Source organism: Streptomyces sp. TLI_053, assembly GCF_900105395.1.
Lineage (GTDB): Bacteria > Actinomycetota > Actinomycetes > Streptomycetales > Streptomycetaceae > Kitasatospora.
Window position 1 is genome coordinate 8,605,845 of record NZ_LT629775.1, and the last position, 24,880, is coordinate 8,630,724.

Annotated in this window: 18 protein-coding genes; 7 read left to right on the forward strand and 11 right to left on the reverse strand. The window is 71.8% G+C overall.

The window, feature by feature from the left end; all coding sequences use genetic code 11:
• Window positions 1-89 precede the first annotated feature (89 nt).
• Window positions 90-902, reverse strand: coding sequence for a helix-turn-helix transcriptional regulator (locus BLU95_RS35850; protein ID WP_231978054.1), 813 nt, complete (start codon window positions 900-902; stop codon window positions 90-92).
• Between the two features lie 226 nt (window positions 903-1,128).
• Between BLU95_RS35850 and BLU95_RS35855 the strand changes: the two genes are divergently transcribed.
• On the forward strand, window positions 1,129-2,547 hold the full coding sequence (locus BLU95_RS35855) for a COG1470 family protein (RefSeq protein ID WP_093865381.1): 1,419 nt from the start codon (window positions 1,129-1,131) through the stop codon (window positions 2,545-2,547).
• Between the two features lie 324 nt (window positions 2,548-2,871).
• Here BLU95_RS35855 and BLU95_RS45675 read toward each other — a convergent pair whose 3' ends face one another.
• Window positions 2,872-4,650, reverse strand: a complete 1,779-nt coding sequence (locus BLU95_RS45675; RefSeq protein ID WP_107452636.1) for an eCIS core domain-containing protein — start codon at window positions 4,648-4,650, stop codon at window positions 2,872-2,874.
• 455 nt (window positions 4,651-5,105) lie between these two features.
• Window positions 5,106-6,077, reverse strand: coding sequence for a LuxR C-terminal-related transcriptional regulator (locus tag BLU95_RS35865; protein ID WP_093863654.1), 972 nt, complete (start codon window positions 6,075-6,077; stop codon window positions 5,106-5,108).
• A gap of 384 nt (window positions 6,078-6,461) precedes the next feature.
• Here BLU95_RS35865 and BLU95_RS35870 point away from each other — a divergent pair, with 384 nt between their 5' ends.
• The 5 genes from BLU95_RS35870 (at window position 6,462) to BLU95_RS35890 (ending at window position 11,503) form a co-directional block, all read left to right on the forward strand.
• Complete coding sequence (locus tag BLU95_RS35870) at window positions 6,462-6,647, forward strand: hypothetical protein (protein WP_093863655.1); 186 nt, start codon at window positions 6,462-6,464, stop codon at window positions 6,645-6,647.
• Window positions 6,648-6,652: 5 nt separating this feature from the next.
• Window positions 6,653-6,949, forward strand: a complete 297-nt coding sequence (locus tag BLU95_RS35875; RefSeq protein WP_093863656.1) for a hypothetical protein — start codon at window positions 6,653-6,655, stop codon at window positions 6,947-6,949.
• A 162-nt stretch (window positions 6,950-7,111) separates the two neighbouring features.
• Window positions 7,112-8,506: an FG-GAP repeat domain-containing protein gene (locus BLU95_RS35880; protein ID WP_093863657.1), complete on the forward strand. Its 1,395-nt coding sequence runs from the start codon at window positions 7,112-7,114 to the stop codon at window positions 8,504-8,506.
• Between the two features lie 174 nt (window positions 8,507-8,680).
• Window positions 8,681-9,844 (forward strand): FG-GAP-like repeat-containing protein, encoded by a 1,164-nt coding sequence (locus BLU95_RS45325; RefSeq protein ID WP_286158603.1) that lies wholly within the window; start codon window positions 8,681-8,683, stop codon window positions 9,842-9,844.
• Window positions 9,845-9,967: 123 nt separating this feature from the next.
• Complete coding sequence (locus BLU95_RS35890; protein WP_093863658.1) at window positions 9,968-11,503, forward strand: FG-GAP-like repeat-containing protein; 1,536 nt, start codon at window positions 9,968-9,970, stop codon at window positions 11,501-11,503.
• 298 nt (window positions 11,504-11,801) lie between these two features.
• Here BLU95_RS35890 and BLU95_RS35895 read toward each other — a convergent pair whose 3' ends face one another.
• Window positions 11,802-12,845: a zinc-binding alcohol dehydrogenase family protein gene (locus BLU95_RS35895; protein ID WP_093863659.1), complete on the reverse strand. Its 1,044-nt coding sequence runs from the start codon at window positions 12,843-12,845 to the stop codon at window positions 11,802-11,804.
• A 179-nt stretch (window positions 12,846-13,024) separates the two neighbouring features.
• Here BLU95_RS35895 and BLU95_RS35900 point away from each other — a divergent pair, with 179 nt between their 5' ends.
• Window positions 13,025-13,411, forward strand: coding sequence for a winged helix-turn-helix transcriptional regulator (locus tag BLU95_RS35900; protein ID WP_231978055.1), 387 nt, complete (start codon window positions 13,025-13,027; stop codon window positions 13,409-13,411).
• Between the two features lie 43 nt (window positions 13,412-13,454).
• Here the strand turns inward: BLU95_RS35900 and BLU95_RS35905 are convergent, their stop codons facing one another.
• The 7 genes from BLU95_RS35905 to BLU95_RS35935 all read right to left on the reverse strand — a co-directional run bounded on the left by BLU95_RS35905 (window position 13,455) and on the right by BLU95_RS35935 (window position 24,728).
• Window positions 13,455-14,588 carry a Gfo/Idh/MocA family protein gene (locus tag BLU95_RS35905; protein WP_093863661.1) on the reverse strand — a complete coding sequence of 378 codons (1,134 nt, stop codon included), beginning with the start codon at window positions 14,586-14,588 and terminating at the stop codon, window positions 13,455-13,457.
• A gap of 452 nt (window positions 14,589-15,040) precedes the next feature.
• On the reverse strand, window positions 15,041-19,456 hold the full coding sequence (locus BLU95_RS35910; RefSeq protein WP_159425135.1) for an SMP-30/gluconolactonase/LRE family protein: 4,416 nt from the start codon (window positions 19,454-19,456) through the stop codon (window positions 15,041-15,043).
• A 149-nt stretch (window positions 19,457-19,605) separates the two neighbouring features.
• A complete protein-coding gene (locus tag BLU95_RS35915; RefSeq protein WP_231978922.1) occupies window positions 19,606-20,805 on the reverse strand; it encodes an ABC transporter permease in 1,200 nt (399 codons plus the stop codon).
• A gap of 98 nt (window positions 20,806-20,903) precedes the next feature.
• Complete coding sequence (locus BLU95_RS35920) at window positions 20,904-21,590, reverse strand: ABC transporter ATP-binding protein (RefSeq protein ID WP_093863664.1); 687 nt, start codon at window positions 21,588-21,590, stop codon at window positions 20,904-20,906.
• A complete protein-coding gene (locus BLU95_RS35925; protein ID WP_093863665.1) occupies window positions 21,587-23,050 on the reverse strand; it encodes an efflux RND transporter periplasmic adaptor subunit in 1,464 nt (487 codons plus the stop codon). Before BLU95_RS35925 ends, BLU95_RS35920 begins: the two co-directional genes overlap by 4 nt.
• A gap of 117 nt (window positions 23,051-23,167) precedes the next feature.
• Complete coding sequence (locus tag BLU95_RS35930; protein WP_093863666.1) at window positions 23,168-24,124, reverse strand: hypothetical protein; 957 nt, start codon at window positions 24,122-24,124, stop codon at window positions 23,168-23,170.
• Window positions 24,125-24,251: 127 nt separating this feature from the next.
• Window positions 24,252-24,728, reverse strand: a complete 477-nt coding sequence (locus tag BLU95_RS35935; protein ID WP_093863667.1) for a hypothetical protein — start codon at window positions 24,726-24,728, stop codon at window positions 24,252-24,254.
• Window positions 24,729-24,880 lie beyond the last annotated feature (152 nt).

Genomic DNA, 24,880 nt, shown 5'->3' on the forward strand with positions numbered 1-24,880 from the left:
CGGTACCGCTGCCGGAGCCGGTGCTTCCCCCGGCGCGGCCGGTCCGGTCGGGTCAGCCCGGTCGGATCAGCCCGGTCGGATCAGCCGGGTCAGATCAGCCCGTTGCGCAGCGCGTAGCCGACGGCGTGGGAGCGGTTGCGCAACTGCAGCCGGGTGATGACCTCGTGCAGCACGTTCTTGACGGTCCGTTCGGAGTACGAGGTGTTGCGCGCTATCTCCGCGGTGTCCAGGCCCTCCGACACCAGGCGCAGCATGTCCGCCTCGCGCGGGGTCAGCGTGGACAGGGACGCGGCGTGCGGGTCGAGGGCCGACCGCTGCAGGCTGCCGACATGGTCGAGCAGCTTCGCGAGCAGGTCGCCGGGCAGGACGCCCTCGCCGTTGGCCATCGCCAGGACCAGCCGCAGCAGCCGGTCCTGGTCGGCCTCCGTGCGCCGCAGCACCGCGGTGACCCCGCACTCGATGGCGCGCTGCAGGGCGTCGCCCGAGTCGAAGGTGCCGACCACGAGCCCGGTGCGGGTGGCGGAGTTGTGGCGCAGCCGGTACAGCAGAGCGGTCGTCTCGTCGTCCACGCTGTCCACGGCGACGAGCGAGACCCGCGCCTCGTGCGCGTGGGCGTCGTCGACGAGTTCCACCTCGGGCCGCTGGCGCAGCTGTTGGACGATCCCGACGTGCAGGACCGGGTCCGAGGCGTACACGGCCACGGTGACCCGCCCGCCGGGCTCGCCGGCCGCCGCGTCGTGCGCGGCCCGGGCGTGGGCCGGGCCGTGGGCCGCCGGGCCGCGGCCCGGGGCTCGGCCCTGGGGCGGGACGCTCGGCCGTGCGGTGCCGGTGCCGGTACCGGTGCCGGTACCGGCACCGCTGCCGGACGGGTGGGCGGTGCCGATGAGGTCGGTGTGGAGCATGAGGCGTACCTGTTCCGTGATGCGTATGAGGGGTGTACTGCGGGTGCTAAGGGCAACAAAGCCGCTGGGCAGGGGAGTTGGGGTGGGTTCTTCGGGGCATCGGGGCTGCCCTGGCCTTGCCCCCGCGCCTGTGGAGGCGGGCCGGGCGGCGGCGTAGCGTCGCGGCGTGACGACTCCCTCTACCCCTCCAGCAGCCGCTCCCGGCTCCGGCGCGCCCGGCCTCGACATCCCGTCGGTGACGGTGACGCCGGGCGGTACCGCGACCACCAGCCTGACCGTTCGCAACGACGGCGACATCGTCGAGGCGTACCGCCTGGAAGTCGTCGGTGACTGCGCTGCCTGGACGACGGTCGAGCCCGACCGGGTCTCCCTCTACCCCGGAACCTCGGAAACGGTGACCATCCGCCTGGCGCCGCCGCGTTCGCCGCGGGTGCGGGCGGGCGAGGTGCCGCTGGCCGTACGGGTCCTGCCCACCGAGCACCCCGAGGCGGTCAAGGTCCCCGAGACCACCGTGCGGGTCGAGGCATTCCGGCAGCTCCGGGCCGCGAGCACTCCCAGGCGCCGCCGCGGCTGGCTGCGCGGACGCTTCCGCGTCGCCGTCCACAACGAGGGCAACCGGCCCGTCCGGGTGGGATTCACCCCGGACCAGCCCGGCGAGGACCTGAAGTTCGACGTCCGCCCCGCGGCTCCGACGCTGGAGCCGGGGGAGTCGGTGGAGGTGGCGCTGCGGGTCCGCGCCGGGAAGCCCGTGTGGTTCGGGAAGCCGGTGACCTGGCCGTTCACCGTCACCGTGGCGGAAACCGTGGCGAAGGCCGTGGCGAAGGCCGGAACGGAGCCCGGCGCGAAGGCCGGGTCGGCGGATGCGGCGAAGGCCGGAGCCCGGGCCGACGGCGGTGGTGAGGATGCCCGTGGGGACGTCCGTGGGGACGACCGGGAACAGCCGCGGTCGGAGGCCGAGTTCGTCCAGATACCGATCTTCCCGACCTGGCTGCTGGCGGTCCTGGCGGCGCTTCTCGCGCTGCTGCTGGCCTGGTTCCTGCTGGTGCGTCCCGCCGTACGCAGCACTGCGAAGGAGGCCGCCGACCAGGCGGTCCAGCAGCAGCTTCCGACCCCCACCGAAGCGCCGGCCGACGGCCGGACCCCGGCGGCGGGCTCCGGCCGGCAGGGCACCGGGCTGCCGGCCGCCGGGGCCGGGAGTGCCCTGCCCGGGGCGGGCGCGGGCGGCGCCGGTACCGGAAGCGGCACCGGAACCGGAACGGGGGGCGGCGTCGTTGCCGGATCGGGTGGCGGACAGCAGAGTTCGGCCACCGTCGACCAGACGACGGCCGCCGGCGAGACCAAGGTCGGCACCTACACCGTGCCCGTGGGCAAGGCGTTCGGGATCACGGACATCGTCGTCGCCAACTTCCAGGGCGACGAGGGCGTCGTGACGATCGGTTTCGGCGACCGCAAGATCACGACGATCGCGCTGGAGACGTTCCGTAACCAGGACTACCACTGGGTCACCCCCATCAGGATCACTGAGAACCAGACCGTGACGGTCCAGGTGACCTGTGCGAAGCCGGGCACTCCGGCCACTGGCGTGCAGGCCCAGGAGTGCCACGAGGTCCTCAACGTGAGCGGCGTGTTGAGCGACCTCAGGTGAACAGATGCACACGCATCGTCTGTCAGGTTGTCCCGTGAGAAAAGGTGAGCCTGAGTCATTCCGGCTGAAAAACGACGGTTCGGACGCCGCGAGGGCGACGTGCAGGTGACCGTACATCCTCATTTCGGCGGCCCCGGGCGGCTCCGGCCGGGCGTTCGAATGTGAACCTGACGGACCTTCAAATAAGGCTGGATCCGATCCCTCCCGGCGTCCGACCGACCGTTCGGGTGCCGACGGGCCGGGACGGCGGCCGTCCAGGAGTGTCGGTGAGCACCGAGGGCCGGCCCGTGACACGGGCCGGCCCTCGTCGGATGCCGGGACGCGTCACGAACCGGCGCGCCGGCGGGCCGAGTCGCCGGCGAGCGACCGGTCGTGCCGGTACGCCTCCTCCGCCCAGTTCGCGAGGTCCCGCAGTTCGGCCTTGAGCTCGTCCCAGGTCTTCATCAGGGAGCCCATGGTCCGGATCTCGAAGGGGACCATCATGGCGCCCTCCTCCTCGTGCGGGGCGATCTGGTTCATGCCGCCGAACACGCTCTGCTGGGGGACTTGGGGGACGCCCTTCAGCGTCGACTCGGCGAAGCCGAGGAGCGACACCGGGAGGCCGTCGATCTCCCGGGTGGCCTCGTCGCGGAACTCCAGGTTCGCGCTGCCGTCGCCGGGATCCTCCTGGAACTGTGCGAGCAGGTCGACGATCGCCTCGCTGTCGGCCGACAGGAACTCCTGGAACCCGGGGTCGAGGAGCGCGCGGACGTCCGTGAGCTGAGAGCGGGACAGCACGACCGTCAGGTTCTTGATCTGGCCCCGGTCCTCGTCCTGCGCGAGGTAGTCGGCCATGGCCGCGACCTGCATGAAGAACAGCTGGCTGTAGCCGTCCAGCGCGTCCGTCTCCAGCCGCTTGCGCTTGCGCGCCGACTCCTGGCCCCGCTCGTACCGGGCGACGACCTGCGCGGCGAACGTCTTCGACTGCGAGAGCCGGAACCGGGCGCGGGGGAGCGGCACCCCCGGGCCCTGGGGTGCCGCCTCCCGGAGGTGGTCGAAGAACAGCGGCATCCCGGCGAGCGGCACACCGACCGAGTAGTGGACGAACAGGCCGTCGCCCATGCCCGGGGCGCCGGCGTAGTCCGGGAAGTCGAGGTCCGGGGCGATCCGGGCGTCCTCCCCCGCGGGCAGGATCTCCAGCTGCAGGCCCATGCCCGCCAGCGGGGTCTTCCCGGTCTGCCGGTAGAACGCCTCGCGCACGGTCCTGATCTCGTCGACCATCCGGTCGAGGGCCGCAGGCCCGGACTCGCTGCCGGTACCGACGACCGCGACCGCTCCGGTCACGAACTCCAGGTTCGAGTAGTCGCCCCCGTTGCGCAGCGACCGCTTGTCGGAGACCAGCTTGAAGTCGGCCGCGGTGCTTTCGGCCAGGTCGGTGTCGCCCTCGTACGTCGCGCCGCCGGACTTCTCGACGGGCATGTCGATCTCCGTCTCGAACCCCAGCTTCCGCTGCATGGCGGGCCCGGCGGCGCCCGGGCCGTGGCCCGGCTCCGCCCGCTGGACCGGTTCCGTCCGCTGGACCGGCTCCGCCCGCTGGACCGCCTCCGCCCGGCCGGGCGGGCGGGCCATCACCCGTCGCGCATTGGCTTCGGCCTCGCGCTCGAAGGAGTCACCGGGATCGCTGACCCGCAGGCCGTCCCCGCGGTCGGTACCGGCGACGGCCCCCTTCCGCTGCTGGATCACATGGGTCAGCTCGTGCGCGAGGGTGTGCCGGTCGTTGCCCCCGTGCCCGATGACCACATGACGGCCGGACGTGTAGGCCCGTGCACCGATCTCGGCGGCGGACCGCTGGGCGGCGGCGCCGGTGTGCAGCCGCACGTCGGAGAAGTCCGCCCCCAACCGCCCCTCCATCTCCTCGCGCACCGGCCCTCGGAGCGGGCGCCCGGCCTCCCGCAGCACCTCGTGCACACCGGACCGCTGGACGGGGTCCGGTCCCTGTTCGCCCTGCCCGCTCTGTCCGTCCCGGCCGCCCCGCGCCATCCGGGCCACGACCGCGTTGCCGATGCTCCGCTGCAGCTCACGAACCTGCTCCGGGGACATCACCTCCGCCGGGGGCCCGCTCATCGGCGTCTCCCGGGCCTTGCGGTCACCTCCGCCGGCCCGCTCGCCGCCGTTCCCGCTGCGATTGTCCGCCCTCGCGCGCACTGACCCTCCCGGTCGCCTACCGCTGCCTTGCCTTCTCTCCCTACACCGTTGCTACCCGCCGCTCCCGTCCCCGGAAGTGCACCCCTGGGGCAGCACCCCTGCCCGACCGGGCCGGCCCCGGGTCCGCGGGCCGCCGGGGACCCGGCCGCGCGCTGCCTCGGCCGGGACCTCTCCTGGCCGGACCGGCTCGCCCTGCCGGAGCACCCCGACGCGTGAGCAGCCCCTGTCGTCGTGCGCCGGGGGCGGCAGTGGCCGCCTCCCGGCGCACCGGTCACCGCTGCGCGTCGCCACCACGCACAACCAGGTGCGGCCGGGTCGGCGCGGTGCCCGGTCCGGCACCGCCCGGTCGTGGCCGGGTGGGCGGGTTGCGGGTGTCAGAGCCAGCCGTGTTGGGCGGCTTTGATGCCGGCTTCGAAGCGGCTGGTGGCGTTGAGGCGTTCCATGATGGCGGCCATGTGGCGGCCGACGGTGCGGGAGGAGATGCCGAGGCGTTGGCCGGCGGTGTCGTCGGTGAGGCCGGTGCCGAGCAGGCGCAGGAGGTGGCGTTCGGTGGGGGTGAGTCCGGTGGTGGGGTCGTCGGGGGTGGTGGCGCCGAGGGGGACGGCGGTGTTCCAGGCCTGTTCGTAGAGGTCGAGGAGGGCGTTGAGGATGCCGGGTTCGGTGATGTGCAGGGCGCCTTTGCGGGTGTTGTCGGGGTCGATGGGGACGAGGGCCTGGGTGCGGTCGACGATGACGACGCGTTGGGGGACGGTGGGGGCGGTGCGTACTTCGCCGCCCTGGCCGAGGAGCCAGTGGGCGTAGTGGGCGGCGTGGGGCTGGTGGCGGTTGGAGTCCTGGTAGAGGGTGCGGATCGCGACGCCGCGGGTGAGTGCCTGGGCGTCGGCGGGGCGGGAGGCAGCGAGGTCTTCGGGGCGTTGGGTGCCGGGTTGGCTGCTGAGGACTTCGTGGGTGGCGGTGCGGCCCATGTGTTCGAGGCGGTGGTGGATGGCGTCGAGGCCGAGGAGGCGTTCGCCGTGGGTGGTGTGGTGTTCGGCGCGGTCGGCGACCATGCGGGTCACGGTGGCGCGGGAGGCGGCGAGGGCGGCCTGGCGGGCGGCGAGGTCGGCTTCCTGGCGGGCGACGATGTCGGCGAGGCCGATGGCGGGGTCGACGGCGCGCATCCGGCCGGGGTGTTCGGCGGAGGCGCGGATGAGCATGAGGGTGCCGAGTTCGTCCAGGGCGTCGTGGAGCCGGCCGGGGGTGAGGCCAGTGCGGGCGGCGAGGGTGTCGATGTCGTCCGTCGGGTGGTCGAGCATGGCCCGGTAGACCTGACAGGCAGTGGACGAGAGGCCGAGTGCCTCCAACATGGTTCCCCCCGGAAACGTGTGGCGGACATGCACGACGGTGCACGAAACGGCACTGATGATTTCAGCGGGGCGCAGTTGCACACAAGGGCAGACCTGTCCCGGCTGCGGCGGCTTTCACCGGTTTGACCAGCGGATTCCCCTCTGTGTCCCCTGCTGGGGGAGCCGGCCGCGTCGAAGATTCTGACATGTCTATGACTGATTGTCCGATGTCGGACAGTCCGGTTGGCGACAGCCGGAGCGCCTTCCGGTGGGGCCCCGTGACAGGCCAAGCTGGTGATCGCCGCCGGAGAAACCGACCGGACGGCGAACCGGAACGAGCGTCAACCGCGGGACGCCGAACCGGAACTCCGTTGCCCAACCGAGTCGTTCAGGAGAATCACCGTTATGCGCAGCCACCTGGTCAAGGTCGTCGCGGTCACCGCCCTCGCCCTCACCGCCCTGTTCGCGGCCCCGGCCGTTCTCGCTCCCGCCGCCTCCGGCCCCGCTGCCGCCGCCACCTCCGGACCCGCCGCCGCTGCGCCCTCCCCGAGCGGCACCGTGCCGGCCGACGGCAGCCTCGGCTGGGGCTGACCCCCTTGGACGTCGTCCACGCCAGCCTGCGGCGCAGGGATCGCGGTGCGGTCGCGTCGCAGGAAGCGAGCGAGGTCGTCGGCATCCTGTGGGCCCACGCCCGGCCCGGTGACGGGCTCCAGCACATCGCCGCCCGCGCCCAGGACGACCGGGTGGACCTGCTGCTCTACCTCCTCACCCGCCGCACTGCCGACGGCCCGTCGGACCCCGTCGCCTCCGCGCACACCCTGATCGCCCGGGGTCACCGCGCCTCACCCCTGCTCTCCCGCCGCTACCACCCGCCGGCGCCGGAAACCAGCTGATCGTCCGTCATCGGCCCACCGGACCGCCGGTGGGGCCTTCGCCCCGGCTGTTCCACACCGACCGCTGTTCCTGCAGGACAGCCGTCCGCCGACACCCGCCGGGCCGCCCCGCGCGCCCGCCGTGCCACGTCACCACCCGAACCCGACCCAAGGAGTTTCCGCATGCCTTCCTCCCTCCGCTCCAGGCTCGTCCGGCTCACCCTGGCCGCCACCGTCGCCTCCTCCGGCGCGATCGCGACCACCGCGGTCACCGTCGCCACCGCCACCACCGCCCAGGCGGCGTCCTCGGTGGGCGGCCAGATCACCCGCAGCGAGGTACTCGCTCGTGCCAACGACTGGTACAACCGCAATGTCCAGTACGACCAGGACGCCTCGGCCACCGACGTCGGCGGCCGCTACTACCGCACCGACTGCTCCGGGTTCGTCTCGATGGCCTGGCACCTGGCCTCCAGCGAGAACACCGACAGCATCGACGTGCGGTCGCTGACCACCCGCGTCGCGCTGACCGACCTCCAGCCCGGCGACGCCCTCGACAACGACCCCCACGACGGCAACATCCTCGGCTCGGGCCACATCGTCCTGTTCGACCGCTGGATAGACAGGTCCGCCGGCACCTTCGCCTACATCGCCGAGTCCAGCAAGGTGAACGACATGCAGAAGGGCACCGCCTCCATCTACGGCGGCAACATCGGCGGCCACCCGGCCAGCGGCTACTTCGGTCTCCGCTACAACAACATCACCGGCGCGAGCGCCTCCGCCGGTACGGAGTCGGGTGGTGCGGGGCGGGTGCGGTGGGCGGATTTCGACGGTGACGGTCGTGCGGACTACGTGGTTCTCAACGACAACGGTTCGGTGCGGGTGTTCCTGAACAAGGGTGGTGACGGGCACGGGGGTTGGAGCGATCTGGGTCAGGTGTCGACCGGGATGACGTCCGACCGTGCGCGGGTGCGTCTGGCGGACTACGACGGTGACGGGCGCGCGGACTACCTGTTGATCAACGCCAACGGTTCGGTGCGGGTGTTCCTGAACAAGGGCGGTGACGGGCACGGGGACTGGAGCGACCTGGGCCAGGTCGCCTCCGGCCTGACCGCCGATCCGTCGCAGGTGACGTTCGCGGACTTCGACGGCGACGGGCGCACCGACTATGTCGTCACCCAGGCGGACGGTGCGGTGGGTGTGTTCCGCAACACCGGTGTCGGTGGTTGGAGCGACCTCGGCAAGGTCGCCGGTGGTGTCACCACCGACCGCAGCCGCGTCAAGTGGGCCGACATCGACGGCGACGGCCGTGCGGACTACAACATCGTCAACCCCGGTGGCTCGATCACCAGTTACGTGAACCACGGTGGTGACACCGGTGGTGGCTGGACGCTGCGGGCGCAGATCACCACGGGTCTGACCGGCGACCAGAACGCGGTGTCGCTGGCGGACATCAACGGCGACGGCCGTGCCGACTACCTCGTCACCACGGGCCCCACCACCGCGTTCCTGAACAACGGCGGCGACGACCGCAACAACCCCGGCTGGATCGACTACGGCCAGATCGCCGCCGGCGTCTGAACCCCGCACCCTGCACCACCGACCGGCACCACTGACCGGCACCACGAACCCCAGTCACGAACCCCAGTCACGAACCCCAGCCACGAACCGCAATGACCCGGGGCGCAGCGCACCGAACGCGCTGCGCCCCTCCCACCCCCCTGACCGTCCGCGCTACCGAAACGAGTGATTCCATTGAAGCCGCGCCGTCGTCCCCCGCTCTCCTTCGTCGTCCTGGCCGCCGCCGCGGCCTGCGCAATCGGCGCCCCGACGGCCTCGGCCGCCTCCGTGAGCACCTGGGACAAGGTCGCCCAGTGCGAGAGCACAGGGAACTGGAGCATCAACACCGGCGGCACGTACTACGGCGGCCTGCAGATCAACCTCCACAACTGGCAGTACTACGGCGGCACCGCGTACGCGGCCCGCCCCGACCTCGCCACCAAGAAACAGCAGATCCTGATAGCCGAGAAGATCCTCGCCGACCAGGGCGCCGGCGCGTGGAGCTGCGCTCCGGGAACCGGTCTGGCCACCGACCACGCCAACCCGTACCCCAGCGGTGCCGGTACGGAATCGGGTGGTGCGGGGCGGGTGCGGTGGGCGGATTTCGACGGTGACGGTCGTGCGGACTACGTGGTTCTCAACGACAACGGTTCGGTGCGGGTGTTCCTGAACAAGGGTGGTGACGGGCACGGGGGTTGGAGTGACCTGGGTCAGGTGTCGACCGGGATGACGTCCGACCGTGCGCGGGTGCGTCTGGCGGACTACGACGGTGACGGGCGCGCGGACTACCTGTTGATCAATGCCAACGGTTCGGTGCGGGTGTTCCTGAACAAGGGTGGTGACGGGCACGGGGACTGGAGCGACCTGGGTCAGGTGGCCTCCGGCCTGACCACCGATCCGTCGCAGGTGACGTTCGCGGACTTCGACGGTGACGGGCGCACCGACTATGTCGTCACCCAGGCGGACGGTGCGGTGGGTGTGTTCCGCAACACCGGTGTCGGTGGTTGGAGCGACCTCGGCAAGGTCGCCGGTGGTGTCACCACCGACCGCAGCCGTGTCAAGTGGGCCGACATCGACGGCGACGGTCGTGCGGACTACAACATCGTCAACCCCGGTGGCTCGATCACCAGTTACGTGAACCACGGTGGTGACACCGGTGGTGGCTGGACGCTGCGGGCGCAGATCACCACGGGTCTGACCGGCGACCAGAACGCGGTGTCGCTGGCGGACATCAACGGCGACGGCCGTGCCGACTACCTCGTCACCACGGGCCCCACCACCGCGTTCCTGAACAACGGCGGCGACGACCGCAACAACCCCGGCTGGATCGACTACGGCCAGATCGCCGCCGGCGCCTGAACCCCGCCCCCGCACCACCGACCGGCACCACTGACCGGCACCACGAACCCCAGCCACGAACCCCAGTCACGAACCCCAGCCACGAACCGCAGTCACGAACCCCAGCAAGGAAGAAGGAATCCTGTGAAGCGCACCCTCGGACTCGCCCTGGCCGCCGCGAGCGCGGTGGCGGCGATCGCGGCCACCGCCCCCACGGCCTCGGCCACGGCACCCGCACCGGCCCCGCTGCTCCGGGTGATGCCGCTCGGTGACTCGATCACCGCCGGGTACCGGAGCAGCACCGACGCCGGCTATCGCGGCCCGCTCGGCGACCTGGTGGCCCAGCAGAACCGCTACACCGTCGACTTGGTGGGATCGAACCACAACGGCGCGGTCACCGACCCCGACAACGAGGGCCACAGCGGGTACATGGTCAACGACATCGCGGCCGGGGTCGACGGGTGGCTCCAGGCCGCGCAGCCGGACGTCGTCCTGCTGCACATCGGCATCAACGACCTGGACCGGGGTACCGACAAGGCCCACGCGGCGGACCGCACCTCGGCACTGATCGACCGTGTCCTCGCCGCCCGTCCCGGTGTCAGCGTCCTCGTGATGGGCCTGATTCCGACCACACCGAACCTGACCGCCCTGGTGGCCGACTACAACACTGCGCTGAGCCGGGCCGTCGAGACGAAGCAGACCCAGGGCCGCAAGGTCCGCTACACCGCCGCGCCCGCGCTGACGCCGGCCGAATTCGCCGACGGACTGCACCCCAACGACTCCGGCTACCAGCGAATGGCGCAGACCTTCGACCAGGCTCTGGACCGCTCCTTCACCGACGTCCTGGCCGCCCCGGCGGCCACGCGTCACGCCGGTACGGAGTCGGGTGGTGCGGGGCGGGTGCGGTGGGCGGATTTCGACGGTGACGGTCGTGCGGACTACGTGGTTCTCAACGACAACGGTTCGGTGCGGGTGTTCCTGAACAAGGGTGGTGACGGGCACGGGGGTTGGAGGGATCTGGGTCAGGTGTCGACCGGGATGACGTCCGACCGTGCGCGGGTGCGTCTGGCGGACTACGACGGTGACGGGCGCGCGGACTACCTGTTGATCAATGCCAACGGTTCGGTGCGGGTGTTCCTGAACAAGGGTGGTGACGGGCACGGGGACTGGAGCGACCTGGGCCAGGTCGCCTCCGGCCTGACCGCCGATCCGTCGCAGGTGACGTTCGCGGACTTCGACGGCGACGGCCGTACCGACTACATCACCCTCGCCGACAGCGGCGCCGTGAACGTCTTCCTCAACCGGGGCGGCGACGGCCACGGCGGCTGGGTGGACAACGGCCGGGTCGCCGGCGGGCTCACCACCGACCGCAGCCGACTGCGCCTCGCCGACTTCGACGGTGACGGGCGCGTCGACTACAACGTGGTCAACCCCGACGGATCGATCACCACCTTCCTGAACAAGGGCGGTGACCACCACGGCGGTTGGAGCGACCACGGACGGACCGCGTCCGGTCTCACCACCGACCAGAGCGCCGTGGCGCTGGCGGACATCGACGCCGACGGCCACGCCGACTACCTCGTCACCACCGGCCCCACCACCGCCTTCCTCAACAACGGTGGCGACGGCCACAACAACCCCGGCTGGATCGACTACGGCCGGATCGCCGCCGGGAGTTGAGCGGGCGGGGCCGCCCTGCCGCCTACGGGCCGCGACCACGGGCCGCGCCGCGCCGGGGTCACCGCACGGACGACCGTGCGGTGACCCCGGCCCCGTACCCCGACTGTCCCCGCCACCACCGGCCGGGGGCGGCCGGGGCTTCCTCGTGGGCGCGTCGCGGGGGGCGCCGCGCGCGTCCGCGGGTTCCGGCCGTGCTAGCGGCGGCGGCCACCGCGCGGGTGCAGCGGGTGGGGCGGGCTCAACGGGCTCAACGGGCTCAACGGGCGCAACAGGTGCGGCGGCTGCGGCTGCCTCGGGCTCATCGGGCGAAGCCGGTGAGCGTGGTCTTGCCGATCGTGGTGCCGGACTCCTGGCGGCGGTGGGCCTCGCGGAGATTGGCCGCGTTCACCGGGCCGAGGTCGGTCGTCGCGGTGCTGGCGAGCACGCCGTCCTCGGCCAGTCGGGACACGCGGTCCAGGATGCGGTGCTGGGCTGCCAGGTCCGCGGTGCTGTGCAGGGAGCGGGTGTACATCAGCTCCCAGTGGAACGAGATGCTCTTGGACTTGAGCACGCCGATGTCCAGGGAGTCGTGGTCGTCGATGGCCACGATCGCCCCGAAAGGCTTCAGCGCCTCGGCGTACGCCGGGAGGTTGCGGTCGGTGCCGACCGTGCTGAACACCAGGTCCACCCCGTCCGGGGCCACCTCGGCCAGCTGCCCGGCCAGCGGCTCGCGGTGGTCGACGATGTGGTGGGCGCCCATCCGGCGGGCGAACTCCGCGCTCTCCGGACGGGAGGCCGTGCCGACCACGGTCAGCCCGGTCAGCGCGCGGGCCAGCTGGGAGACCATCGCGCCGACCCCGCCCGCGGCGGCGGTCACCAGCAGGGTGCCGCTGCGGTCGGGGGCGACGGCGCCCTGGCCCAGGCGTTCGAACAGGCCCTCCCACGCGGTCAGCGCGGTCAGCGGCAGCGCGGCGGCCTCGGCGAAGGAGAGCGTGGCGGGCTTGCGCCCGACGATCCGCTCGTCCACGGCGTGGTACTCGGCGTTCGCGCCCGGGCGGTCGATCGCCCCGGCGTAGTAGACCTCGTCCCCGACCTCGAACAGCTCGACCGCGGAACCCACCGCGACCACCGTGCCGGCGGCGTCCCAGCCGAGCACCTTCCAGTCGCCCTGCGGATCGACGTTCCGGCGCACCTTGTGGTCGACCGGGTTCAGCGCCACCGCCTCGACCCGGACCAACAGGTCCCGCGGGCCGGGCTGCGGCACCGGCAGCTCGACGTCCTGGAGGCTGTCCGGGTTCTCGACGGGCAGGCTCGCGCGGTAGGCCACCGCTCGCATCGTGGTGGGGATCGTGTTCTTGCTCATCGCGGTGTCCTTCGCTGCGGAATGTCGTCCTGGCCTTGGCCTTGGCCTTGGTCCTGGTCCCGGCCCTGGTTCTGGTCCCGGGTCCCCGGCACCGGCTCCCGGGGCCGTCATCAGGACGGTACGCAACAGGTAGTGGTAACCCGCAAGGGCTCCTAGTTCCTTTTGGGTACTATGACGATATGACTACGAAAGCGACTCTGTCCCTGGCTCCGGCGGCGTCGGTCGACGGCGGTCCACCGAAGGACGTCTACGCCGCCGCCTGTCCCTGCCGCGACATGCTCGACCTGCTCGCCAACAAGTGGAGCGCCCTTGCCCTGGGCGCGCTGGAGGAGGGGCCGCAGCGCTTCGGTGCCCTGCGCGCGCGGCTGCAGGGTGTCAGCCCCAAGGTGCTCACCCAGACCCTGCGCCGACTGGAGGAGTTCGGGTTGGTGGACCGCGAGGTCTTCGCCGAGGTCCCGCTGCGGGTCGAGTACAGCCTGACCGGGCTCGGGCGTGACGCCTGCGCCCCGCTCGCCCACCTGCGGACCTGGGTCGAGCGGAACATCGACCGCTTCCCGGCCGCCTGAGGCACCCCGAGGCCCGCCCGAGTCGCTGCGAGTCGCTGCGGGGTCACTCGCCCGGGAAGACGACCCCCAGGTCGCGGCGGACGCCGTCCAGGACGCGCATGATGTCCAGCGTCTCGGCGAGCGGCATCAGCTCGGACTCCAGCCGCCCCGCGGCGATGCACCGGGCCGCCTCGGCCGCCTGGTAGCTCATCCCCCCGTCGCGCGGCGGGACGAAGGTGTCGAGGAGCTCGTTCTCCCGGCCGACGAGCCGGACCCGGGCGGCTCCGTAGAAGGGGCCGTCGATCTCCAGCCGGGCATGCGTTCCCGAGATCGACGCCGAGGTCGGCGTGCGGGCGAAGAGCGAGGTGTTCAGCACCCCGTGCGCGCCGGAGCCGCCGGTGACGACGATCGAGGCCTGCCCGTCGACACCGGTGAAGGCCTTCGTGCCCACCGCCGTGACCGAGGCGAACGGCCCGAGCACCATCGAGGCGAACGAGACCGGATACACGCCGAGGTCGAGGAGGGCGCCGCCCGCCAGCTCGGGGGCGAACAGGCGGTGCGCCGGGTCGGGATCCATCCGCTGCCCGTGGTCGGCCGTCACGGTGTGCACCTCGCCGAGCAGCCCGGACGCCAGCACCTGGCGGACCACGTCGATGTGCGGCAGGAAGCGTGTCCACATCGCCTCCATCAGGAACACCCCGCGCTCGCGGGCCGCCTCGATCAACTGCTCGGCCTCGCGGGCGTTGCGTGTGAACGCCTTCTCGACGAGAACGTGCCGGCCCGCCTCGACGGCGAGCATCGCGTGCTCGAAATGGGCCGAGTGCGGCGACGCGACGTAGACGATGTCCACCTCGTCGTTCCCGGCCAGCTCGGCGTAACTGCCGTGCGCCGCGGGGATGCCGAACCGGTCGGCGAACGCCCGGGACCGCGCGGCGTCGCGCGAGCCGACCGCCACGACCCGCTGCCCGGTGTGCTGCCGCAGGGTCTCGGTGAAGTGCGCCGCGATCCCGCCCGGCGCCAGCACGCCCCAGTTCAGGGCGGGTGCTTCACGGGGGGAGGGAGTGCGGGGCGCAGGCAGCACGGTGCCCGCCGTCCCGTCCGCGGCGCTGTCCGCGGCGCTGTCCGCGGCGCTGTCCGCGGCGCTGTCCGCGGCGCTGTCTGTGGCGCCGTCCGCGGCGATCGACCGTTCCTGCGTCATGGGGGTCCTCTCGAAGGGCGGGCGAAGGCGGTGCCGGGGCGCGGGCGCCGGCCTCGCAGGTGCCCGGGCGGTTCGGTGGTCCACGGTCGGTCAGACGTTGCCGGTCGAGCGTTTCTTCCGAGAGCCCGGCGGCCCCGGACGGTTGCGTGACCGGCTGCCCTCGGCGAGCTCGTCGAGAAAACGGCCGTCGCGGAGTTCTACCACGCGGTCGGCGCGTTCCATCAGGTCGGGGTCGTGGGCCCGGGCCACGATGTCTTCGGCACGAAGGTGGAGGGCCTGGCTTCGTCGGGAGCGGGGGTTCTACCGGCTCAAGGGCGGCACCGCTCGCCCGATCGCGCAGAGCCGTGCTGTGCGTGCTCCCCCGGAACGGGCGCACGCCCCGTCGACGAGGTCCGCGACCGAAAGGTGCCGTGGGTGGTCCTGGACCACTCACAGCACCTTCGGTCGCGGAATCAGGGAAGGTTCGGTGTGCAGGACACGAAGGGATCACACCCCGCATAACCGGGAGTCCCGACGTAGAACCGGTCGTTCTCCAGCACGCGAGCGCCCTTGAACAAGTGCCAGCCCATGGGTGACGCGATCCCGGTGTTGTGCTTCAGTGGAATGGCTCCTCGCCCGCAGACAGCGGTCAGGTACCCGGCCGAGTCCACGGTCGGCAGCGCGAACCGCGGATCGAATGCGAGCTTGTACGGTCCGTTTCCCACCCGGGACGCGTACAGCTGGGCACAGTCGTTGCCGGTGAACCCGGTCGGCGGGTTCTGGCCGCCGCCGCCCTGTTTGCTCGCCGCGAAAGGGTACTCGTCGCAGCTGGGGCTGTCCGTGGCGACAGCGGGGGCCGTCCAGCTCCCGGGGCAGATGACGGCGCGGTTGGCCGTTCTGTTCGCCTCGCTGCTCTCCCGGTTGAGCGGCCGTTTCCACTCGGCGCTGCCGGGGTGGGTCGCCAGGCGCTTCTGCAACCACCAGTACAGCGCGCCCGCCGCAGGATACCTCTTCGTGTTGAGCTTGAGGACCGGCACGACGTCCTTCATCACGCAACCCGGGCGGCGGGCGGGGACCTCGTTGTCGCAGCGCACTTCGTAGGCGAGGTTGTTGAGGCCACCGCCCGTGGTCTCGGGGAACTCGGGCACCCGCGGCGAGATCGCGACGCCCATGTCGATGCTCGTGCTGCCGGTCGTACCTGTCGGGACGGTCCACTGGTGGCGCACCCAGGTCTTCGCCGTGTGGTAGTCGCCCGGCACCCACAACCAGCCGCCCTCCGAGCCGGTGACGGTTGTGCTGCAAGCGGGGGCGCACTGGAACGAAAGCATCGGCGAGGTTTCACCCAGCGCCGTGAAGCCCGGCAACGGCGTCCAGGTGTACTGCTCGTCGAAGTAGGTCTCGTTGAACGTGAGTTTCACCATGTGGGTGACACCCCAGACCAGGGTGCCGATCGGTTCCTGGTTCTGCAGGTACGTGAGGGTGACCGTCCGGTTCACGCACGCGTCGAACCGGCTCATGGTCGAGGGCGTGCTGATGCTGGAGACACAGCCCGGCAGCAGGTCGGGGGACGCCGCAGCCAGTCCGGCGCCGGGCGCCGGCTCTCTGCTCCGGGTCTCGGCGACTTGCACGAGTTCCTCCGGCGTCATCGGATCGACGCGTATGCAGGTCTGACGCCCGGTCGATCGATCGATGGGACCGCAGGTGTTCTCCGGAGTGTTGGCACGCCAACCGGCGCCGCCGCCCACACCGAGGTTGATGACCTGACGCTCGTCCTCCAGATAGGAGCTCTCGTACTCGATGTCGGGGGCGTTCTCGTCCGCCTCGGGGAGGTTGAAGTCCGCGAGCATGACGTAGTTGCCCGGGACGAAGGCGACGGCGTCGAAGGCGATGTCTGCGTCCCCGGTACCCCCGGGAACGATGTTCGTCAGCCGGACCTCGGGAACGGTGTTGCCGAAGGCGAAGGCGCCCAGCGGAACCCAGCGGTTCTTGCCGGTCCCTGCCGTCTGGTCGATCGCGACGCGTGCGGGCCCGGCGTCGGTGACCACCTCGTACACGGCCTGCCGGGTCTGCGCGCCGTGGTCGGGGACGTGCACGTAGACCTTGGCCTGCCTGGTTTCGATCGGGTGGTTGAGGCGCCATGATCCGGACGTCCTCAGGAGTCGGCCCTTCGCGTCGTCGGCGCGGGTGTGGGAGAAGAAGAAGTGCCCTCCGAAGCCGGCGCCGAGCTGGTGGAGGTCGGCCTTGGCGGGGAACGTCGCGGCGTTCGGATCGCTGCCGAACGTCATGGTGAAGGTGCCCGCGTTCGGAGCCGGACGCGGGCAGCCAGGACGTACCGAGGGCACGTCGTCGGCCACGTCGTCGATGACCAGCGCGCCCGCCGGCAGGCCGTCCAGGGAACACGCGGGCGGGTAGGCCGTGCCGTCGGGTTCCTCCTTGTACGTGTCGTTGAACCGTACGAGTTCGTTCCCGCAGGAGTAGTCGCAGTCCGCTTTCCAGGTGACCGGCTGGTTCCACCAGCACTTGAGGTCATCGCGCGCGCACGGCCCCTGTCCAGGGCTGTTGCTGGAACCGTCCGAGATGTAGCCCGGCATGCAGTTGTTCTGCGCCGTGCAGAACCAGGACTCCTCCGGCTTCGCCGCAGCCCGGAGGTTCTTGGCACTCCCGGGTGTCAGGGCACTCCCCTCCTTGCCGTTCCACCACGCCTGGCGGTATCCACTCACCATTTTTCCCGGGGACTCAAGACCTTCCAGCGGGTGTCCGGCCCAGCCGATGACCTTCTCCTGGTAGGGCCAGTCCTGCGGATGAGCGGCATCCGAGTAGTCGTCGGTGCCGTCGAGGTGCTCCAGGAAGGGCAGGCGTCCGGCGTCCCACTCGGGGTTGGCGGGGTTGTTGGCCCAGCCGACACCCCAGGGGCCTCCGTCGCCGCTCCGGGGGTAGAACCCGGAGTTGTACGCCCACAGCGCGAAGTACCAGTTCTCGATCTTCGATGCGTAGCCGTTGTTGACGGTCAGTCCGGCGGCGCGGGTCTGGTTCCACTTGTTGGAGAGGATCTGCAGCCCGGCCGCGATGTTGGTGACGTAGTCGAGCGCCACGGCGCGCTGGGTCTGGTAGGGCAGGGCGGTCTCGCCCGGCCGTTCCTTCCCGGCCAGACGCATGCCGTCGGTGACCTGGGTGACACCGTACCCGCAGTCGGCCTTCGACCAGTTGACGTCCCAGTCGTTGGCCGGATTGCCGTCGTAGTAGTCGATGCCGTAGTAGTTGCCGATGAGCGGGTTGCCGGTGACACCGGGAACCGCCGAGCGCGCGGCCTGCCACAGGTTCGATTCCTGTGCGGCGACGCCGAGCATGATCTGTGCCGGTACCCGCCCGTTGCCGTCGAGGATGGGCCGGGGGAACAAGGCCTGCGGCTGGTAGGCCGGCATCCCCAGGTTCTTCCAGTTCGCCGGGCGGACGGTGTTCTGGTTCAAGGTGCCCTGGACGGCTTGGTCGACCGCCCACTCGACCTGGCGGGGCTTGGGCTGGACAGCCTGGTTCCGGGGATCGTTGCGCGGCACCGCGCAGGTGCGCTCGGACTCGACGGTCTCGGTGGGGTCGGCCGTCGTCGCGCCGGGCACGGCGGCACCTGCGGCTCCGGGTGCCGGGACTACCCCGAGTTTCGGCGAAGGAGCCGCACCCTGGGCCCTGTTCGGACTCGGCACGGCGCCCGGGTCTACGGTTCCCGCGCCGATCCGGCCGCCGTCGGTGCGACCCAACGCCACCATGACCGGCCGGGGAGACCTGGCCTCGTCGGGGCCGAGTCGCGAGTCCCTGCCGTCGGCCCACTCGCTGAGGGTGACGACAGTCTCGCCCTTGGTGCTGACCCTGGCCTCCTTCGGTGCCGTGGGCAGCAGCCTGGTGCTGGTGGGCGGCTTCTCCGTGCCCCTGGTCACGGGGCCGGTCACGTACACGGTGCCTGCGGCGTCGCGGGTGAGGCCCGTCGCGGTCAGCGGTCCCCGGGCCAGCTCCGTCGGCCTTGTCCTTCTCACATCGGGTCTCCTGATCAGGTCCCCGGCGACGCGTCCGACCACGGCCGAGTCGGTGGTGCGGCCGGTCCCCGGCCCGTCCACGGACCTGTCCGCAGTGCTCCGGCCGACGGTATCCGAGTCGAGGAACACCACGCCGCCGTCCTTGTCGGCGGTGAGGCGGAACGGCACACCGACGGTCCGTGAGACCGGGGTGGTGGCACCGCTGGTCTCGACCTTGACGAGGGCGCCCGCGCCCGCGGCGACGACGGAGCCGTCCTTGACCGGGACAGCGGAGGTGAGCTGCCCCTCGGTCTCGATCGGGGCGGCGATCCTTCCCGTCGCTGCGTCGACGCGGATCAGCCGGGTGCCGGCCCTGTCCTCCCCACCGGACTGGGTGAGGACGGCTGTCTCGTCGACGCCGCAGCCCGGGTTGTAGTAGGAGAGCGAGGCCTGCAGGTCCAGCTTCGTCACGGTGCCGTCGGCCAGATCGACGATCGCGGTGAACCCGCCGCGGGCCATCAGCTCGGGCCTGTTGGTGAAGGTCCGCGGCGCGTAGACGACGACGGCACGCCGGCCGGAGCCGGTCACGCAGGCGTTGCCGATCCACAGGTCGGTATCGAAGCCCGGCTCGGACAGCGAGGCGGCGGTGCGCCACGCGTAGCCGTCCCTGGCGTCCGCGACGACGATGTGGAAGCCCTCGGCGTCGCCCGTGGTGGTCCACGCCCGGTCCTCGGAGGACTTCGGCGCCGTGGGTGCCGCGTCCGCCGGGACGGTGTTCGCCGAGAGCGCGGCGAACGCCATGAGTGCGGCGGCGCCGAGCGCTGTCCAGGTGTGACGTGTTCGCAGCCGTTCACGTTTTTGTGCGGTTCTGCCCCGTGGTCGCATGGATTCCTCCCGTGTCCGGGCACAGGTGTGCCCGCCGCCGCGCGTCGACCGGTGGGCCGCCTGTCGCGGTGGTGTGCGAGGCCGCCGCGAAGAGCGGCGGGTGGGAAGTGACGCGGGGAGGGCGTCCTGCGGAGCGGGTCGGACCTGGGCTACCTCCGCAGGGCTTCGACGGGTTCGACGCGGGCGGCGCGCCAGGCCGGATAGAGCCCGGCCAGCAGGCCGGTGGCGAGCCCGATGGCGGGGGCCGCCGCGACCGTGCCCGGCGCGACCACGGGTGTCCACTCGCGCGTGGTGCTGGTCACGATCACCGTGACGACGCCCAGGCCGGTCCCCACCAGCCCGCCGAGCGCGCCGAGTGCCGCGGACTCGGCGAGGAACTGGCCCGCGACGTGCCGTCCGCGTGCGCCGAGGGCGCGCCGCAGGCCGATCTCGCAGGTGCGTTCCATGACCGCGACCAGGGTGGTGTTGGCGATGCCGACGGCGCCGATGACCAGGCAGATGCCGGCCAGCAGGAGGAAGAGCGCGCTCAGGTCGGACGCGACCCCGTTACGCAGGGTGCGCGGATCCGGTGGTGGGACCGGTTTGAAGTAGTCGGGGTGGTCGGGGCGCAGCGCGTAGGGGGCCTCGTCGGCGACCTGCCGGGCGGCGCCGATCCTGGTGGTGATGAGCATGGTGGCGCGCCGGCCCTCCTGGGGCGGCCCCCAGACCCGCTCCGCGGCGCTTCGCGGGACCAGGACGGAGAGCAGCAGGTCCGCCTCGCGGTCGGTGTCGGCGACGATCCCGACCACGGTGAACGGGACGTCACCGACGAAGACGGCGGGCCGGGTCTCAAGAGTGGCGATCCCGAGGCGTGCGGCGACGCCCTGGCCGAGGACCGCGACCTGTGTGGCCCGGGAGTCGTGGAAGGCGTCCCAACCGCGCCCTTCCGCGAAGTGGGCGCCGGCGGCGTCGAGGACTCCGGCGGAGGCGGCGACGACCTGGACGGGCTGGCCGTCCGCGTCCCGGCCGACCGGGGCCGCACGGACGGTCGCGCCGGGCGGCAGCCGAACGGGCCAGTGGACTCCTGCGCCGGTCACGCCGTTGAGTGCGCGTACCCGCTCGTCGGCATCCGGGGTGAACGCGAGTGGCAGCATCGCGGGATCCGCCCCGCCGGTGTCCTCGACGGTCACCTCGGTCGCGGCCAGGCGGTCGAAGCGTTCGCCGATCTGCCCGGTCGCGGTGGCGGTGAGACCGAGAACCGCGACGAACGTGCCCACGCCGAGCACGGTGCCCAGCGCGGTCAGCGCGGAGCGTGCCGGGCGTTGCAGCACGCCGGCGACTGCTTCGGTGGCCAGGTCGCGCCACCGCATACGCGAGCGCGGCGTCCGAGCGGCGCCGTGGTTGCCGGGCCGGGTGTCCGGTGGGTCGGCGGAGGCGCTGTGGGGAGTGCCAGGTGGCTCGGCGCGGGTCATCCGGGTGATCCGGCGAGTTCGGACAGGACGCCGTCGCGGATGGCCAGGGTGCGGGTGCCGCGCCGGGCGACCGCGGCGTCGTGGGTGATCAGCAGCACGGTGACGCCGTCCGCGTTGAGCTCGTCCAACAGCGCGAGGACGTCCGACGAGGTGGCGCTGTCCAGGTTGCCGGTGGGTTCGTCGCACAGCAGCAGTGCGGGCCGGGGCGCCAGTGCGCGGGCGATCGCGACGCGCTGTCGTTCCCCGCCGGAAAGTGTGGTGGGCAGGGCGTGGAGGCGGTGGGCCAGTCCGACGCGTGTCAGCGCATCGCGGGAGCGGACGCTGCGCTCCGTTGGGGGGACCGCTCCGTAGAGCATCCCCAGTTCGACGTTCTCCGCCGCGCTGCGGTGCGGCAGGAGGTGGAACGCCTGGAACACGAACCCGATGCGGGCTCCCCGAATTGCGGTGCGCGCACTGTCCTTGAGGGTGCCGGTGTCGGTCCCGTCCAGCCGGTAGGTGCCGCAGGTCGGCCGGTCGAGCAGACCGGCGACGTTGAGGAACGTGGACTTGCCGGACCCCGAGGGACCGATCACCGTGACGAACTCGCCGCGCTCGACCACGAGATCGGCGGGACGCAGGGCGAGAACCGGAGGTGGGCCCGGGTAGGTCAGGCCGACGCCGTCGAAAGTGAGGACCGGCGTCACCGGTCGCCTCCGGTCCCGGTGTCGGTTGCGGCACCGCGCCGGACGCCGACCACCACCCGCTCGCCGGGCCGAAGTCCGACCGGATCGGCGGGGGCGACCTGGATGAAGCCGCCACCGGTCGCGCCGGGTCGTACTTCGACCGGACGCCGGGATCCGTCCGCGGCGAGGACGGTCACCAGGGTCCGGCCATCGGCACCCGCGGAGACCGCGGCCAGTGGGACGACCAGCACGTCCCCGTCCGAGGACGCGGCCTCGACGGTCAGGCGTACGTCCTGTCCGGCCAGCGCGGGGTCCAACGGCACCGTGGGAGTCACCGTCGTCGCGTAGGCCCTGCCTCCTGCGGCGGAGGACCCACCGGGTCCGGCCGCCGGTCCGCCCGCCGGGTCGGGGGTGTCGGCGGTGTCCGGGGTGTCGGCGACCGCGGTCACCGAAGCATCGGCCTGCGCGCCGGTGAGTTCGGACAGTATCCGGACCGGCATCCCCGACCGGACCAGGTCCTTCTGGTGCGGGGCGAGCCGCGCGACGACCAGCAGAGCGCCGGAGGAGAGGGTCACGGCGCGTTCCTTGACCGGCTTGCCGACCACGGCGTTGACGGTGTCCACCCGCGCCATGTCGTCCCGGACCAGGACGACCTCACCGGCCGGCACCATCGCACCGGCGCGGGACTCCAGCTCCGCCCGCTCCTCGCGGGCGCGCTCCAGGTCGGCTTTCGCATACGCCACGGCCCGTCCGGCCGAGTCCGGACCCGACCTCGGCCCGGCCCCCGGCTCCGGCCCGGGACCTGCGGGCGGGACCCCTCCGGCCGCGCGTTCGGCCGAGGTGACCCGCTCCTGGGCCGTCCGGAGCTGCTCCGGTGACACGTCCGGGGACTGCGGTGCGTCGTACCCCAAGCGGCGGTAGAGCTCCTCGACCGCCCTGCGGGTGCCCGGTCCGTACCTGCCCGCCTCGTCCGCACCGGTCTTGAGGCCCTGTCGGGCGAGCGAGCGTTGGAGCTGCTCGACGTCCTTGCCCTCGCTGCCCGGCTTGAGATCCCGGTAGACGGGCAGTTCGCCGGTCAGCACGAACACCGGCCGTCCGGAGACCTCCAGCAGTACCTGACCGGCGCTCACCGCGTCGCCGGGACGCACCCGCACAGCCGTGACCACCGTGCGGCTGCCGGTGTCCTTGCCACCGGCGACGACCTGTGGGGACACCTCGACGCTCTGCGTCGAGGCCACCCTGCCGCGCAGCACGACCGTGTCGACGAGTCGTCGGGACTCCACCGCCGCGGTGATCACCGACGGCGGCGGGGCAGCCGCCTGCGCGGCCCGTTGCCCGGGCGAGGTGATGAACCGCGTCGCGGCCGTACCGCCGATGCCGGCGGCCACGGCCGTCGCGACCAGCGCGGCCAGGAACCGGTGCCCGCGCCGGGGCGCGGGCACCGGTTCCGGCCCGGCGGCATCCGCCACGTGCCCGTCCACTCCGGTCCTCCTGTCTGCGTCGTCTCCGCTGTCCGCTCGACCGCCGGTGGAGAGGCGGAGCGGAGCCGCCCCGTCGCCGGTCGGCCGCCGCCGGTCCGTTGCCCGACCGGCGTTCGATCAGCGTTCGATACCGGCGACGATGTCGGCGGCGGTCCTGATCCGTGCACTGTGGCGGTCCTGGGCCGCTTTGAGTGCCGGGGCGTTCGCCTCGAGTGCCTTCTGTTCGAACACGGTCTCCACCGCGAACCAGATTCCCGGCAGGTTGGCTTCCTGCTTGCACCCCACATCGGCCCTGGCGACCTGGAACTCCTGCGGGGTCGGCTCGGCTGCGGTCCAGCGAGGATCCTCGTTGGCCTTCCAGATGTCCTGGTAGTCGTAGCCCGACTTCTTCATGCACGCGGACCATGCGGCCATCGCCTCCACGACGGGCTTCTCCTGCTTGGACCGTTCGAAGGAATCGATGATCAGTCGTTCCGTGAACCGCTGGTCGTCCGCGCTGCTCGGGCCGCCGCCCCGGTTGAGGAGCCGATTGGCTTCGCCCGCGCAGCCGCCCGCCGGAATGGAGCGCCCCCCGTAGCTCGACTCGCCCTTGCCGAGGAAGACCAGGTTCAGCACCTTCGTGTCGACGTTCCCGCCAGGGCCGCCCTCGTCGCCGGGCCGCTTCTCTTCCGTCACCGAGCCGGGGGCGTGATAGCCGAGGCGTTCGACCTCGGCGGCGTCGATGACCCCGTACCGGCGGCTCTCGCTCGGTGCCGTCGACGGGTCGACGGCATCCCCGGGGGGCACCCGCCAGTCCAGGCCGAACGCGGCCATGCAGCTGCGCACCCGCAGGTTGAACGCCTTCGTCTCCGCGTTGATCTGCGCCGTTGTCGGCAGGTATGGAGTCAGCGGCAGGACGATGTCCTTGCCCCTGGTCACGGGCCTGGCCGAGAACGCGTTGATCCGCAGGATTTCGGCCGCCGCCGGATCCGGACCCTTGGGCGGGCGGTCCGTCGACGGAGCGGAGCCGTTCCCGCCGCTCGCGCAAGCGCACGTGACCGTCAGCAGGGCAACCGCCGCAACACGCTTCATCATTCGAGATTCTCCAGGGCACTCGGACCGGGCAGCGCGCATGGTTGAACAGGGGTGGGTCCGGGAGGACGCCCGTTGCCACCAACGGGCCACGGGGCGGGAAGGGGCACGGGCCCGGGCAGTGCGGCCGTCAGGCGCCGAACTTGTGCGAGTTCATCCGGTCGTTGGCGTTCATGCCGTTGCTGAGCGTGAAGTTGAAGAAATTGGCTTCGCTGCCCGCCTGGCCCGCGGGTCGCAATTGGAAGCTCGGCCCGGAGTGGTTCGAGTTGTAGTAGATCCGCACGGTCTTCGCAGCATCGAAGTTCCGGGCCCAGGTTGCGTTGCGCGGGCTGCCGTCCGTGCCGTTGTACAGTGTCGCGCCCGATGTCTCGAGGTAGCAGTTGAGGCCGTCCGTCGACCACCGCGCGTTCAACCAAGTCGATGCCGAGTAGTAGGTGTCCTTCATACAGCCGCTGTTGTTGAGGTCCTCGGAGATGCAGATCTCGCCGGTGTTGCAGAGGTTGTTGCCCTCCATGCTGGGATCCCAGGCCATGGCCCGGCCCGACACTCCGAGCAGAGCGACCGCCGACAGTGTCCCGACCAGGACGACACGCTTGCCGATCTTCACGATTCTCCTTGGGATCGAGATGGTGTGCCGCCCCGTGGCGTAGCCGATCGGGAGGGCGTCACGCGAGGGCGCGCCGACGTTGCGGAAGCGACTGCGCGTCCGCCTCTCCTGCCGGCACGATCCGTGGTCCTGTCGAGGCAAAGCCTGCCAGG

Coding starts and splice junctions, on each gene's coding strand:
- BLU95_RS35850 (WP_231978054.1), bottom strand. CDS start 902: ATGCTCCACACCGACCTCATCGGCACCGCCCACCCGTCCGGCAGCGGT.
- BLU95_RS45675 (WP_107452636.1), bottom strand. CDS start 4,650: ATGAGCGGGCCCCCGGCGGAGGTGATGTCCCCGGAGCAGGTTCGTGAG.
- BLU95_RS35865 (WP_093863654.1), bottom strand. CDS start 6,077: ATGTTGGAGGCACTCGGCCTCTCGTCCACTGCCTGTCAGGTCTACCGG.
- BLU95_RS35870 (WP_093863655.1), top strand. CDS start 6,462: ATGCGCAGCCACCTGGTCAAGGTCGTCGCGGTCACCGCCCTCGCCCTC.
- BLU95_RS35880 (WP_093863657.1), top strand. CDS start 7,112: ATGCCTTCCTCCCTCCGCTCCAGGCTCGTCCGGCTCACCCTGGCCGCC.
- BLU95_RS35895 (WP_093863659.1), bottom strand. CDS start 12,845: ATGAGCAAGAACACGATCCCCACCACGATGCGAGCGGTGGCCTACCGC.
- BLU95_RS35900 (WP_231978055.1), top strand. CDS start 13,025: ATGACTACGAAAGCGACTCTGTCCCTGGCTCCGGCGGCGTCGGTCGAC.
- BLU95_RS35905 (WP_093863661.1), bottom strand. CDS start 14,588: ATGACGCAGGAACGGTCGATCGCCGCGGACGGCGCCACAGACAGCGCC.
- BLU95_RS35910 (WP_159425135.1), bottom strand. CDS start 19,456: ATGCGACCACGGGGCAGAACCGCACAAAAACGTGAACGGCTGCGAACA.
- BLU95_RS35915 (WP_231978922.1), bottom strand. CDS start 20,805: ATGCGGTGGCGCGACCTGGCCACCGAAGCAGTCGCCGGCGTGCTGCAA.
- BLU95_RS35930 (WP_093863666.1), bottom strand. CDS start 24,124: ATGATGAAGCGTGTTGCGGCGGTTGCCCTGCTGACGGTCACGTGCGCT.